Consider the following 13467-nt stretch of genomic DNA (forward strand, 5'->3'; position numbering starts at 1 on the left):
CCGGTCTTCCGGCGGTCCCGGCGGTCCTGGTGTTCCGGCACCTGGGCATCCGTGCCACCCGGTCCTGGTGCTCCGGCCACCCGGTCCTGTTGCCGCGGCCTTCCGGTCCCGGCCTTCCGGTCCCGGCGTTTCGGTCTTCCGGCGGTCCCGGCGCCGCCACCGTGGTGCGCCACCCCGGTTCAGCCCACGTCGTCGAACGCGCCGGCGAAATCCAGCCCGTCGAGACCCGCCGCACCGTTCACCCCCGAGCCGCGGTCTGATAGCCCTGCCCCTGCCCCTGCCCCTGCCGTGCCTGGGCCCCGCCCGGTGCCCCGTGCGGCAGGCCGTCCGTCGGAATCTCCGTGCCCCTCGTTGACCAGCACCCAGACCGTGACCTCGCCCGACGCGTTGTCCCGCACACCCCACTCCTCGGCGAGGGCGCTGATGATGTTGAGGCCCCGGCCGCCGCGAGCGGTCACCGAAGGAGTGGCCGGAACCGGCCGCGTCGGGCCGCCTCCGTCCGTCACCTCGACGGTCAGCCCGCCCGTTCTGTCGACGCGCCAGGCGGCGCGCACATCGCCGTCTCCCACATCGGTGTGCCGACCCAGCGGCCTGCCGTGCCGGCAGGCGTTGCTGAGCAGTTCGGAAAGAATCAATACAGCATCGTCGACGACCGAATCCGACACCCCGTGGCTGCGCAACTGCTCACGCATCCGGTGCCGTGCCTGACCCACGCCCGCAGGGCCATGGGGTACGGCCATGCTCGACGACGTGGGCACTTCCTGTGCCACCACCAACGCCACCCCCGAGACCTCCTTTGCCCCACGCCACGGAGTGGATGCCCCCCTGGACTGGACCGGAAACCGGCCAATGGCCTGCGAGTGACGCACTCGTAACGATCGGGTACGCGGCGAATGCGCCGGTGTACTCCCTGTGACCGATAGTGCGGGGGTGCCTCCCCGGTTGTTCCGCAGCCACCGCTCCCGGTGCCTGCGGCGTGTCACCGGTCCCGGTGACCGCTCTCCGTCACCGCTCCCGGACGGCGCCCTCGCGGGTGCCGACTCCACCGGTCGCACTACCCTCGCCGTTCCCGCCTCCCTCGCCGTTCCCGCTACGCGCGCCCCAGCTGGGCCAGAACCTGCTTCGGACGGTTCGTGATGATCGCTTCGACCCCGAGCCGGATGCAGAGCTCGACGTCCTCCGGTTCGTTGACCGTCCAGACGTGCGCCCGATGACCGGCGCGGTGCAGACGGTCGATGTACCCCGGGTGGCTGCGTACGATCCGCATCCCCGGACCGGCGATCCGGGCACCGGCCGGCAGTCGTCCGTCACGCAGCCGCGGAGAGACGAACTGCATCAGGTAGACGGTGGGCAGCTGGGGCGCGGCGTCCTTGACGCGGTGCAGCGAGCGGGCCGAGAAGCTCATGATGCGGACCGGCGAAGGGGCGTCGGACGGCGGCACGTCGAGCTCGAAGCGCTTCAGCAGGTGCAGCAGCCGCTCCTCGACCTGGCCCGCCCAGCGCGTCGGGTGCTTGGTCTCGATGGCCAGTTGCAGCGGCCGGCCGGCGGCCCTCGTCTCGACGAGGAGCTCGAGGAGCCGTTCCAGGGTGAGTACGGAGGTGAGCTCACCGGGCACCGGGTCCCAGTCCGGGGACTCCGCCTCCTCGCGGTCCTTCCACGAGCCGAAGTCGAGGGCCGCGAGTTCGTTGAGCTCCAGGGCCGAGACCGCGCCCCGGCCGTTGGACGTGCGGTTCACCCGTCGGTCGTGTACGCATACGAGATGGCCGTCGGCCGTGAGCCGTACGTCGCACTCCAGGGCGTCGGCGCCGTCCTCGATCGCCTTCCGGTACGCGGCCAGGGTGTGCTCGGGAGCGTCGTCGGACGCACCCCGGTGTGCGATGACCTGGATGGGATGCTGGCTCGGGGGCTGCTGCCGTGCTTGGGTCACCCGCATCATGGTGTCACCGGGAGACCACGGACGCGTACACCTGGTGACACGAGGTCGTTTTGTCCGATGTAAAGGGCCGTGCGCAGATGCACAGGTCCTGCTTACAGTGGCCTGACGTGCCGTGGGAAAAGCTGACTCCAGACACGTACACAGCGGATCTCTTGCCGAATGATGATGTGGAACCGAGGAGTAAAGAGCTGTGAGCACAGAGAACGAGGGCAACGAGGGCAACGCGGCCGAGGCCGCCCCGTCCGTTCCGTCCGCACCTCCAGTGCCGGCCGACGCTCCCCAGGGTCCCCCCGAGAGCGCGCCCGCCGCCCCGCCGCACCCGGACGCGATGACCACACAGCAGCAGCCGCCCTCCCCCGCCCAGAACCCGGCGACCACGCCCATGGCCCCGGTTCCGCCGGCCGCGCCGCAGTACGCACCCCCGGCCGCACCGCAGTCCGCGGCCGATGCCGGTTGGCCCCCGCCCCCGCCTGCGGTCCCGTCGTACGCCCACGGGGCGCAGGGCGGCGGCCCCGTGTGGGGCGCGCCCGCCCAGCCGCAGACACCCGACGCGCCGCGCAAACGGGGCGCGGGCGGCCTGGTGGCCGCGGTGGTCGTCGCGGCACTCGTCGCGGGCGGAGTCGGCGGAGCCCTCGGCTTCTGGGCCGCCGACAGCAACAACGACTCCGGCTCCTCCGGTTCGACCACGGTCGCCGCGTCGGGCACCCCCCAGGACCTCAAGCGCGACCCGGGCACGGTCGCGGGTGTCGCGGCCAAGGCGCTCCCCAGCGTGGTCACGATCGACGCGCAGGGCGGTGACGGCGAGGGCGGTACCGGCACCGGCTTCGTGTACGACAAGGAAGGCCACATCCTCACGAACAACCACGTGGTGGCCTCCGCGGCGGACAGCGGCCAGCTCACGGCGACGTTCTCCAACGGCAAGAAGTACGACGCCGAGGTGGTCGGCCGGGCCCAGGGTTACGACGTGGCCGTCCTGAAGCTCAAGAACCCGCCGCAGGGGCTCACCCCGCTGCCGCTGGGCAACTCGGACCAGGTGGCGGTCGGCGACTCGACGATCGCGATCGGTGCCCCGTTCGGTCTGTCCAACACGGTGACCACGGGCATCATCAGTGCGAAGAACCGCCCGGTCGCCTCCGGCGACGGCTCCGGAGGCAGCAACTCGTACATGAGCGCGCTGCAGACCGACGCCTCGATCAACCCGGGCAACTCCGGCGGCCCGCTGCTGAGCGCCGGCGGTGCGGTCATCGGCATCAACTCCGCGATCCAGTCGACCGGAAGCACCGGCCAGAGCCAGGCCGGTTCCATCGGCCTCGGCTTCGCGATCCCGATCAACCAGGCGAAGAACGTCGCCCAGCAGCTGATCAAGACCGGCCAGCCGGTCTACCCGGTCATCGGCGCCACGGTGACGATGGACGAGAAGACCGGTGGTGCGGTCATCTCGGACCAGGGCGCCGGTGGCACGGAAGCGGTCTCGAAGGACGGCCCCGCGGCCCGGGCCGGCCTCCGGGCGGGCGATGTCATCACGAAGTTCAACGACACCGTCGTCGACAGCGGCCCGACCCTGATCGGTGAGATCTGGACGCACAAGCCGGGCGACAAGGTCACGCTGACGTACAAGCGCGACGGCAAGACGTCCACGGTGGAAGTCACCCTGGGCGAGCGCAAGGGCGACAGCTGACCGGCTAGGCTGTCCTCCGCGTCGAAACCGGTCCTCACCGGTTGCCGACGCGGGGTGGGTTGCCCGAGCGGCCTAAGGGAACGGTCTTGAAAACCGTCGTGGCAGCGATGTCACCGTGGGTTCAAATCCCACACCCACCGCAGGTGAACGGCCCCTGACCAGTACGTATGGTCGGGGGCCGTTGCCATGCCCGGTCCCTGCCTATCACCGCTGTTCCCCCTGGTTTCCCGGTCTATCGGGCACGGAAGGGGCACGCGGGGGGCACGGCTGAGGGCTGCTCTTCGTAGCTGCTGGGGCCGACCCGTCAGCGACTGATCGGGATCTCGTAGACGATCTCGCAGTGCGCTGCGGGCACCACGATGTCGGCTGTCTCCACGGGGCGGCCCTGGTCGCTGTAGTACGTCCGCCGGATGTGCGTCACGAGTGCGGCCTTCTGGATGCCGAGTAGCGACGCCTCCTCGGCGGTCGCCTGCCGTGGCTCCGGCTGCTCCACCGCATGGCTGACGGTGACGCCGATCTCGGCCATGCGGTTCACGACACCTGCCCCGGCGTGCGGCCCTCCTTCGGGGAGGACGACGAGTGTGCCGGCGGTGAGGTCGTACGGCTCCCAACTCGTCGACAACTGCACTGGCCTGCCGTCAGCCAGGAACTCGTACGTCGTCCGCACACACAACTCGCCCTCGGCGATCCCCAGCCGCGCGGCGATCTCTGTCGGGGCCGGCACCTTCGCCTCGGTCCGGCTCTCCCAGTCGCTCTGTCTGCCGAGAGCCTTCATGTCCTGGCGGAACGGGGACCCCGTGGGCTGTTCGCGTGCGGACGACCGCACGACTCGAACCCGTTGCCGGGCTTCGGCGACGTAGGTGCCCGATCCGGCTCGGCCTTCCAGCACTCCCTGGGAGATCAGCAACTCCTGTGCCCGGCGCACCACGTTCTCGCCCACGCCGCACTCCTGGCCGATCTGCGCGCGGGAGGGAAGGCGGTCCCCCGGTTCCCAGACGTGCTCCGCGATGCGCTGCCGGAGTTCGTCGGCGATGCGGAGATACGGCGGTTGCTCAGACATATGGAAAATCTAGTCCACTAGCTCTAATCTAGTTAACTAGCGTCACTGAACGTGATTGCTGGTGACGGAGGCTGCCCTGTGTCCGCTTCGGGAATGAGTGCGGCGGCCATCGCCGCCCGGCTGTCCGCCGTCGGGCTCCCCACGCGCGTGGAGGAGCACAACCGGTTCACGACGGTCGAGGCAGAAGTACCGGAAACGCTCTCCGCCGAGTCATGGCGGGAGGTCCTGGACGTGGTGGCCGATGCCGATCGATTCGGACTCCTGGCCACCAGCTTGAACGGCCGCACCTTATGGGCGGTCGTACGCAAAACGGTCCCCACGACGGGCGATGTCGGGGGACCGGGCTATCAGCGATAGGAGCTGAACAGCATGCTCAACCGTATCCGCCGTGCCGCCTCGCTCACCAGGGAGCGGTACTTCCCCAAGGGCCGGCACCGCCGCCCCTTAACGCCCTCCCGGCCGCTGGCCCCTCCGACCCCCGCCGCGTCGGCTGACGCTGCGACCGTCTTCCTGGGCCAGGCTTCGGCTGGTGCAGTCCACCGTCGCCCCTTGAGGGGTGAGGACGTCGCGCTTGTCCGTCCGTACCTGGTGGCGTGGGAAGCGCGTGTACGGACGCGAGCGGTGGTCGTCGCGCCTCGTCTGCCGGCCGATGCCTGGTCGACCCTCGCGGGGGTTCGCTGATGCCACCTCGTCAACAGCCGTGCGGTGCGGACACCACCTCCGTCCCCTACCGCTCGATCGCGTGCCGGATCGGCACACACTCCTCCTGCGTTGAGTCCTCCCCGTTCTTGGCACCGGTCGACGTCCCCGTGATCTATGAGGCGTGCGATTGCCCGTGCCACTCGACGCCCGAGCTGTCCGCGGTCGTGGAGGTGGCGCTGTGAGGCCTCAAGTCCCCGTCGGTGCGCTGGTTTCCCATATTGAGGTCACCGCGGCCACCGTGCAGCGCGGCGACATCATTCAACTCGGCGGCCAGGCATGCCGGGTGAGAAACCTCTTTCAACTCCCCCAAGGGGCCAAACAACTGGTCTTCGAGTCGGGCGAGCTGCTGGCCATACACACGCGTACTCGGCTCGTTGCCGTGCGACTGCTGAGAAGGCGGTGACCGGCTCCGTGCCCTCTCGTCACCACGACATCGCCGACGATCTTCGCCACGAGATCACGACTGGCCGCATCAAGCTTGGTGAGCGCCTACCGTCCGAAGTCGGCCTGGCCACCCGGTACAAGGTCAGCACAGTGACCCTGCGCCGTGCTCTCGCCGTACTCCAGGGCGAAGGGCTCGTCGAGAAGATCCACGGCAAGGGCAACTACGTCCGTCGCCCCCGCCGCAAGATCATGTACGTCGGCGGTTGGGGCACGCTGGACCCCTGGACCGCCGCCGAGCCAACGGTGCGCGTCACGGTTCGCAGCACTACGGTTCCGGCCTCCGTGTACCTGACAACCTTGCTGAAGGTGCCGACGGCCACCCCTCTCGCCGAGTACACCTGCCTCGGCCTCGAACAAGGGTCGCCGCACGGCCTGGCCCGCATCTACATCCCGCGCGACCTGGCCCCGGCCGGAGTACTCGACGACGACTCCGTGTGCCGGGAGGCCGCCACGAGATTCGCCGTCCTCGGCCCGTCGCCGGCCACCGTCCGCGAGACGGTCTGCGCCCGCTCTCCGACTCCGGACGAAGCCTCGGCCCTCCGGATCGGATCCGCTACGGCCATCCTCGCGATTACCCGCATCGCCACCGACTCCACCGGCCGCGTCGTCGAGGCTGCGCTTCTGGCTTTCCCGGGAGCCCGCGTTGATGCGGTCTTCACCGCCCACCACGTGCTCGACGAAAGGCAGACTCAAGGATGACGGCACAGGACGAAATGCGGTTGCTTCCGTGGTCAGGCCCGGAGAACAAGCCCTGCTACCTGAGCACTGACGACCCGGACGGCTACATGTCCCGCCTCGCAGACAGCATCGAAGCCATCCAACTCGGCACGGCAGGCGCACTGCTGGAAGAGGCCACCGAAGTTCTTGACAGCCGGGACACGACTCTTGACGAGATGCGGTGCCTGGCCAAAGGGCTGACTGGGGCTCTGCGGGACGTCTACCGCGTCGCAACGAGCCGCGGCCACCTCCGGGCAACGAGCGATCCGCGTGAGTCCGCCTATTGATCTACGGTCCCGCTGAGTAGCACAGCGAGAGAGAGGCCCATGGCTCTGACCAGCTCAGGCGCCATGGGCTTCTGGCCATTGTCATCTCGTCCACGAATGGTCCAAAGGCCTGCCATCTCGGCTGGGAGCAGTCACCGCCCCTTGACGTCAGTGTCTACCAGTATGGAGGATCCGCTAGATCGCGACCTCGCCTACCGGCGGCCTCTCAATTTCTTGCCCGGCGGCGAGCTTTCGGCATTGCGAGCTGTCCGGCGGTTGTAATTCGTTCGTAGGCTGTCAGCAGCACAGTCAAACGCTCTGTGTTATCCAAGAGCTTTTTCCGTCCACTAAACAAGCTATCAACTGCGACATCCAGGCTCTGATGTGCACTCAAAATGCGGTCCGGCATTGCGTATTTGTCGTAGAGGTCGGAAAGAGTCGATGTGGGATAAGCCGCTCGTGCCTCCTCGACCTTTTGCCAAGCCTCGGCCAGTGACGTCCTCTGTTTCTTGGTTGGGATCGGCCAGGGGATCGGAAAATAGGCCAGTCCAGGAGACAGGGAGATGTCGGACTTAAGGCGTCCGGCGAAGGTTTCAACCCAGGCCATAAACATGGAGGACTGGAGAAGTGCTGCATGCCAGGGATCAGCCTCGGGAAAAATGATGAGCTTATTACCAGCTACAGTCTCAGGCGTGAAGAAACGCCCAGGAATCCACCGGCGGTTCTCTGAGGAAACCTCTGGAAGGGCGAAGTAGTCTGTGCTGGGTTGACGATCCTGCGTGAACAGGCCCGGTTGGTTTGCGTACTCCTGCACCGATTCAGTCGGAGACTCCAGACGTGCTTCCTTTACGCCATCCAGCCGAGTGTGAAGCAGCGCCGACGCTTTGATGTGGGCTGGGTTGGCGTCTCTGAGCCACAGGCACCAGCGCAGTGGTTTGCCCTGCAACATGTCCTTACCTTGGACAAAGCGACGCAGATAAGGGGCTGCGTTAGGGTCGGCTGCGACGTTCGGATACTCCGCTTCGGTGACCAGTAGGTGTCCGCCGTCGGTGGGTTGGCTGCCCTTGTGGGCATTAGGCATGCCTTGAACTGCAGGTGCTGTCAGTTTTGCTGGCACCAAATCAGGGCCGTCAGACAAATAAAAGTTGAGACGGCTCGTCGGCTTCTCAATGGGTTCTCGGGCAATGTCCTTATAGGAGAACAGGCGGGTGTTTCGGGCGCGTCGAGCCTTGCCGGAAAAGCCGACGACAATGCAGTGAACAACAGCTGCTGCAGGGGCCTCGGAGGTCCACTTGAAGGTCTGGTGGGCAAAGTCCACGGCGAAGCCGTTGCGGTCTAGAAGGGGAACCATGGTGCGCGCTTGTTCACCTTGGGTGATGGAATTCGTGGACACAAACGCCACCCGTGCTTCTCCTGCATGGCGCAGGTAGTCCATCGCCTTGGCGTACCAGCAGGCCACGTAGTCCAGACGTCCCGTTCGCAGTCCCTTCGCATCGACCTTGGTGAACACCAGGCGGTTGTCCTTATGCTGTTCCGGGGTCATGCGGTTCATGCCGATGAAGGGTGGGTTGCCCAGCACATAGACGTCATTGCTCGCAGGCAGCACAGAGTTCCAGTCCATGTGGAGGGCGTTGCCGGCCTGGATGGTGTGGATTTTATTCAGAGGCAGAGGGTCAGGACCCATGCCGAGCGTGAGTTCAAGGGCCTGGTTGGCTTGGTGCTCGACCAGATGCAGTGCGGTCGCAGCGATGCGGGCCGGCCATTCTTCGAGCTCGATTCCGTGGAAGTTCTCCAGACGCACTGGCAGGAGCGTCTCATCGAAGAACATGGTTCCTTCTTGCCAGCCTTTTCCTCTGAGTGCCTGCAGTCGTTCGAGGACCGCCAAATCCAGAGCCCGCATTTCACGGTAGGCGACGACCAGAAAATTGCCACACCCACAAGCGGGGTCGAGGAAGCGCATTCTCCCCATGTGCTCGCGGAGGCCTTCCAGCTTCTTGATGTCATGCTGGTGGTCGGCGAAGCGCTGACGCAAGTCGTCGAGGAACATCGGACCGATGACCTTCAAAATGTTTGTCTCGGTCGTGTAGTGCTCGCCGAGCTCGCGCCGGGCCTTCTTGTCTTTCACGGCCTGGAAAAGAGAGCCGAAAATGGCGGGACTGATGGATGACCAGTTGTACATGGCGGCGTCCATGAGCTTGCCGCGCATCTCGGCGTTGAACGCTGGGATTGTTAGCGGTTCCTCGAACACGCCGCCGTTGACATACGGGAAGCGGGACATTAGCTCGTCGAGGTTGTTCTGCCGCTTCCCGACCGGGGTAGCCATGACCTGATAAAGCATCGATAGCTGCGCCCCGAGGTCGGAGCCGTCCTCGCTAGTGCGGTCGGTCAGGAACTGCAGGAACAAGTCGCGCTCCCATACGCCGGAGTCATCGGCGTATAGGGCAAACAGTGTGCGCACCAGGAAGACACTGGCAGAGTGATCGTCGTACCCTGAGCCTTCAAGGCTCTCGTAGAGGCCGGCCATGAGTTGCGCGGCCGAGATGGAGGCCTGCTCCTGTGTGGGCGAAGCGAACTGCCGCACCCCGTAACCGGCGAAAAACGCCAAGCGATCCGAGTTCTTCGGAAAATCCTCGATGTTCCATTCAGTGATGTCTTCGCCTTTAGGGGCGGTCAGGTCCAGAAGGCGGAACTTCTTGAAATCGCTAGTGAGTATCCAGCGCGGGGACTCGACCTCGGTCAGGCCGTTCACGTAGTCCAAAGCTTGCTGTTCGGCAACGACGAGATTCTTGCCCGCTGACTTCATCTCGATCAGGGCCAAGCCTGGTATGAGGGCGTCGATGTACCCCTGACCACCTGAAGAGGCCTTCTTGACGCGCTTCTCGTAGAACGCAGCGCGGGTCTCGGTCACGCCGTAGACCTTCAGAAGATCACGCACGAACGACTGGGCATCTTGCCGCTCATCGCCGGGCGAGTTTTTCCACTCACCAAAAAACCTTGCGGCGCGAATGCGGATCTCGTTCAGGGACAAGGGCTTCGCCATGTATGGATCTTACGACTGCGAGCTGTGACAGACAACGACGCTGCGTTGCGAAAGTGGTGCCCTGGGGAGGGCGACGGTTGGGGCGCAGCCGCGCGTAGGTCGTTTGGCAGCCACCAATCGGACATATCGTGTGGAAGTGAATCGTAGCTGCCTGGCAAGGTCGGCGGAGCGGCTTTGGGCTGGAGCTGCTTTGTGGCGAGTGATCATGGCCCCTTAAGCTTCCGGCGAGTCGGGCAGTCTGTGGACCTGCCCGTTAAAGCACGACGTTGGGGCCATGATCTTAGAGGCTCGCCCCAAAGTGGCTGCCTAAAGCCGTGGAGCCGACCGCCCCAGCCACAGAGGGGTGTCTCCCACTTCATGCCCGCAGCCCCCGAGCGCGCCGCCGGGCGCGGCCAGCCGGGGCGGAGACAGGAGGCAGGCCGCGCCCGGCGGCGCGCGCCCGCGCCGTGCGCGGGCCTTGATGAAGTAGAGAAAGTCTTATCCCGCTGTGGTGAGTTGCTTGCCGTCGTGGCTCCGCACGTGGGGGCCCTTGTCGTCCAGGGCGTCCAGGAGTCTGATCGCGTAGACCTCGGACATGCGCTCGGTGACCTCGTCGGGCGTGAGCCAGGAGACGGCTGTCGACTCGCTTGATGTGCGCTCGGTGCCGCCGGAGGGTTTGCAGCGGAAGACCAGGGCGACGATGCCTCGGGTCGTGTTCTTGTAGACGCCGGTGAGATGGTCCACCTCGACGTGGATGCCTGTCTCTTCCCAGACCTCGCGGGCAACGCCGGCCTCGGGTGTCTCGTTGAGTTCGAGGATGCCGCCGGGGAGCTCCCAGGTGCCGTTGTCGGCTCGGCGGATCGCCAGGAGGCGGCCGTCCTCGCGCACCACTACTCCGGCTACGGAGACGGAGTGCAGGGGAGGGGGTGTCGCTTCCTGTGGTTGACTCATGTAGAGGAGCATAGGAGGCAGGGAAGGACTATGGGAACTGCGGCGGGAGGGGCCGGTTCCGGGCCTCGGTATGTGCAGATCGCTGATGACCTCGTGCAGCAGATCCGGACGGGGGTTCTCAAGGCCGGCGACATGGTGCCGAGTGAATCCGAGCTGGTGGACCGCTACGGAGTCTCCGGCGGGACGATCCGTAAGGCCATGGTCGAGGTGCGGGCGAGTGGGCTCGTCGAGACCCGGCACGGCAAGGGCTCGATCGTGAAGAACCGGCCCCCCGTGCGGCACCGCTCCTCCGATCGCTTCCGGCGCTCGCTCCGGCAGAGTGGCCAGGCCGCATACCTCGCGGAGTCCGCGCAGTCCGGCGCCACCGCGAAGGTCAGCGTCCTCTACATCGGCCCCATGGACGCGCCCGAGGATGCCGCCGAGCGCATGGGCGTCCCCGCCGGTACGCAGGTGCTGGCCCGTCGGCGCCTCTACTTCCGTAACGGCACCCCGGTCGAGACCGCCTCGTCCTACCTGCCCTGGGACGTGGTGAAGGAGATCCCGGAACTGTTCGCCGAGAACCCCGGGGGCGGCGGCATCTACGCCCGACTCGAAGACCACGGGCATGAGTTCGCGGAGTTCGTCGAGACGCTGCAAGCGCGTCCGGCCTCGAAGTCGGAAGCGTCGGAGCTGGCGCTCAGCCCTGGTGCGCCCGTGGTTCACCTGATCCGGGAGGCCCGTACGACCGCGGGGCGCGTGGTCGAGGTGTGCGACACGCTCATGGCCGCTGACCAGTTCGTTTTCGAGTACCGGATCCCTGCCGGCGACTGACGCACGCTCAACTCCCCGCAGCCCGTCGCGAGTTCTTCTTCGCGGCGGGTTGACTCATGTACAGGAGTGATGCACTCTTCTTCATGTCACTCATATACATGAGTGGCGGAGTTCAGCATCTATAGAGGAGTGATCTGCTGTGCGTCAGATTCCCGTCGACACCTCCAGCGCGGTCGTAATGGTCGCCAAGACTCCGCAGGTCAAGGTGCGTGACCGTCGTACCGGTGAGATCGCCACCGACATGGAGACCGGTGCACAGCTCATGACGGTGGACGTGATGTTCGCGGCGAACGAGGAGGTGGAGATCCTGTCCGTCACCGTTCCGGAGCCCGGGATCAGCGGTGAGCTGTCCATGGGTACGCCGGTCGCGCTCACCGGCTTGGTCGCCCGGCCCTGGGAGAACGACTTCAACGGTCAGCGGCGGCATGGCATCGCGTTCCGCGCGGTCGCGGTCACCTCGCTCGCCGACGTTGCCGCCGCTGGGTCGAAGGCGGCCTGATCATGACCGCCTTCACGGTCGCTCTTGTGTTGGTCGTCGCCGCTACGGGTCTCCTGCGGTGGCGGCGCCCCGCCTGGTACTGGCTGGCCTTCGGGGTCACTCTGGCCGCGTTGCGGGTCCTGGTCCGGTACCGCTCGGTCATGGACGCGTGCGGGTTGACCGTTCCGCCGGCACGGTGGCGGTTAGCCCTGGCTCGGGCCGCAAACCGGCCGATACCTGAGCCCCGCCCGCCGCGCATCCGGCGGCTGCGGCCGACGCGCACCGGCCTGGTCCTGCGGCTCAAGCTCCGTCCCGGACAGGACGCCTTCGACATCGCCGCGGCCTCGGACCGGCTCCGGCACTCGTTCTCGATGTTCGGCGTCACCTCGCGTGAAGTGCGGTCCGGCGTCGTCGAAGTCCGGATGACCGGATACGACGTGCTCAAGCGGGTGCAGATGCCCGCTGAGACAGAGACCCGGCCGATGCGGGTACCGGTCGCCCTTCGGGAGGACGGGGCGGTGCACTACCGCGACTACCGGGCGATACCCCACGCCCTCACCCTCGGCGCCACGGAGTCCGGCAAGTCCGTCTACCAACGCAACCTGGTCGCCGGCCTCGCTCCCATGGACCTCGCCCTCGTCGGCATCGACTGCAAGCAGGGAGTCGAACTCTTCCCGCTCGCCCGCCGGTTCTCCGCGCTGGCCGACAGCCCGGACACCGCCGCCGAACTCCTCGACGCACTTGTGGCCCGGATGGCAGACGTCTACCGACTCATCCGTACCCAGCAGCGCATCACGGTCGATGTGTCGGACGCGGAGATCGCCGCCGACATCTGGGACCTGCCGGATGAACTCCGCCCGACCCCGGTTGTCGTCCTGGTCGATGAGGTGGCCGAACTCGCCCTGTACGCAACGAAGGAGGAGGAGAGGCGGCGGGACCGCATCATCACTGCCCTGGTCCGTCTCGCACAGCTCGGCCGCGCGGCCGGCATCTACCTCGAAATCTGCGGACAGCGCTTCGGCTCCGAACTCGGCAAGGGCATCACCATGCTCCGCGCCCAACTCACCGGCCGCACCGCCCACCGCCTCAACGACGAGACCTCCGCCAACATGGCCTTCGGCGACATCGCCCCGGACGCGGTCCTCGCCGCCATCCAGATTCCCGCCGACATGCGGGGCCTCGCCATCGCTGGCGACTCGTCCGGCGGGTGGCACCGCATCCGCGCTCCACACACCTCGCTCCGCCAGGCCGTGAACCTCTGCAACCGGTACGCCGACCGCACCCCGGACCTGCCTGAGCTGGCCCCCTTCCGGCCTGCCGTGACTGCTCCCGCCACCGCTCTCGTGCCTTCGGCGAAGGCCTCTCCGGCCACCGCCTGATTCCTCCCCGATCCACCCGGTAGGCGC

The 13467-nt window shown here is 66.7% G+C and carries 14 protein-coding genes and 1 tRNA gene; 10 read left to right on the forward strand and 5 right to left on the reverse strand.

Going from position 1 to position 13467, the window contains the following annotated elements:
- Positions 1-179: 179 nt before the first annotated feature.
- Positions 180-869 (reverse strand): ATP-binding protein, encoded by a 690-nt coding sequence (locus tag OG446_RS18950; RefSeq protein ID WP_328895162.1) that lies wholly within the window; start codon positions 867-869, stop codon positions 180-182.
- A gap of 221 nt (positions 870-1090) precedes the next feature.
- Positions 1091-1936: a glycerophosphodiester phosphodiesterase gene (locus tag OG446_RS18955; RefSeq protein ID WP_328895163.1), complete on the reverse strand. Its 846-nt coding sequence runs from the start codon at positions 1934-1936 to the stop codon at positions 1091-1093.
- Positions 1937-2126: 190 nt separating this feature from the next.
- Here OG446_RS18955 and OG446_RS18960 point away from each other — a divergent pair, with 190 nt between their 5' ends.
- Both OG446_RS18960 and OG446_RS18965 read left to right on the forward strand, forming a co-directional pair.
- Positions 2127-3614: a S1C family serine protease gene (locus OG446_RS18960; protein WP_328895164.1), complete on the forward strand. Its 1488-nt coding sequence runs from the start codon at positions 2127-2129 to the stop codon at positions 3612-3614.
- A gap of 53 nt (positions 3615-3667) precedes the next feature.
- Positions 3668-3754 (forward strand) — tRNA-Ser (locus tag OG446_RS18965).
- 164 nt (positions 3755-3918) lie between these two features.
- On the opposite strand, the gene OG446_RS18970 is transcribed toward OG446_RS18965, so the two are convergent.
- Positions 3919-4674, reverse strand: a complete 756-nt coding sequence (locus OG446_RS18970; RefSeq protein WP_328895165.1) for a GntR family transcriptional regulator — start codon at positions 4672-4674, stop codon at positions 3919-3921.
- A gap of 78 nt (positions 4675-4752) precedes the next feature.
- Between OG446_RS18970 and OG446_RS18975 the strand changes: the two genes are divergently transcribed.
- From OG446_RS18975 to OG446_RS18990, 5 genes are all read left to right on the forward strand, one after another.
- Positions 4753-5031 (forward strand): hypothetical protein, encoded by a 279-nt coding sequence (locus OG446_RS18975; protein ID WP_328895166.1) that lies wholly within the window; start codon positions 4753-4755, stop codon positions 5029-5031.
- Between the two features lie 12 nt (positions 5032-5043).
- Entirely contained in the window at positions 5044-5355 is a 312-nt protein-coding gene (locus tag OG446_RS37205) for a hypothetical protein (RefSeq protein WP_443050162.1), read from the forward strand.
- A gap of 199 nt (positions 5356-5554) precedes the next feature.
- Entirely contained in the window at positions 5555-5779 is a 225-nt protein-coding gene (locus OG446_RS18980; protein WP_328895167.1) for a hypothetical protein, read from the forward strand.
- Entirely contained in the window at positions 5776-6519 is a 744-nt protein-coding gene (locus OG446_RS18985) for a GntR family transcriptional regulator (protein ID WP_328895168.1), read from the forward strand. The genes OG446_RS18980 and OG446_RS18985 overlap by 4 nt, the downstream gene beginning before the upstream one ends.
- A complete protein-coding gene (locus OG446_RS18990) occupies positions 6516-6824 on the forward strand; it encodes a hypothetical protein (RefSeq protein ID WP_328895169.1) in 309 nt (102 codons plus the stop codon). The genes OG446_RS18985 and OG446_RS18990 overlap by 4 nt, the downstream gene beginning before the upstream one ends.
- A gap of 205 nt (positions 6825-7029) precedes the next feature.
- Here OG446_RS18990 and OG446_RS18995 read toward each other — a convergent pair whose 3' ends face one another.
- Both OG446_RS18995 and OG446_RS19000 read right to left on the reverse strand, forming a co-directional pair.
- Positions 7030-9843 (reverse strand): DNA methyltransferase, encoded by a 2814-nt coding sequence (locus tag OG446_RS18995; RefSeq protein ID WP_328895170.1) that lies wholly within the window; start codon positions 9841-9843, stop codon positions 7030-7032.
- Between the two features lie 477 nt (positions 9844-10320).
- Entirely contained in the window at positions 10321-10785 is a 465-nt protein-coding gene (locus tag OG446_RS19000; protein WP_328895171.1) for an NUDIX hydrolase, read from the reverse strand.
- An 18-nt stretch (positions 10786-10803) separates the two neighbouring features.
- Between OG446_RS19000 and OG446_RS19005 the strand changes: the two genes are divergently transcribed.
- The 3 genes from OG446_RS19005 to OG446_RS19015 all read left to right on the forward strand — a co-directional run bounded on the left by OG446_RS19005 (position 10804) and on the right by OG446_RS19015 (position 13440).
- Positions 10804-11583, forward strand: coding sequence for a GntR family transcriptional regulator (locus tag OG446_RS19005; RefSeq protein ID WP_328895172.1), 780 nt, complete (start codon positions 10804-10806; stop codon positions 11581-11583).
- A gap of 139 nt (positions 11584-11722) precedes the next feature.
- Positions 11723-12082, forward strand: a complete 360-nt coding sequence (locus OG446_RS19010) for an SCO3933 family regulatory protein (RefSeq protein WP_326659849.1) — start codon at positions 11723-11725, stop codon at positions 12080-12082.
- 2 nt (positions 12083-12084) lie between these two features.
- Positions 12085-13440, forward strand: coding sequence for an FtsK/SpoIIIE domain-containing protein (locus OG446_RS19015; protein ID WP_328895173.1), 1356 nt, complete (start codon positions 12085-12087; stop codon positions 13438-13440).
- Positions 13441-13467 lie beyond the last annotated feature (27 nt).

It is taken from the genome of Streptomyces sp. NBC_00236 (assembly GCF_036195045.1).
In the GTDB taxonomy this organism is placed as follows: Bacteria; Actinomycetota; Actinomycetes; order Streptomycetales; family Streptomycetaceae; genus Streptomyces.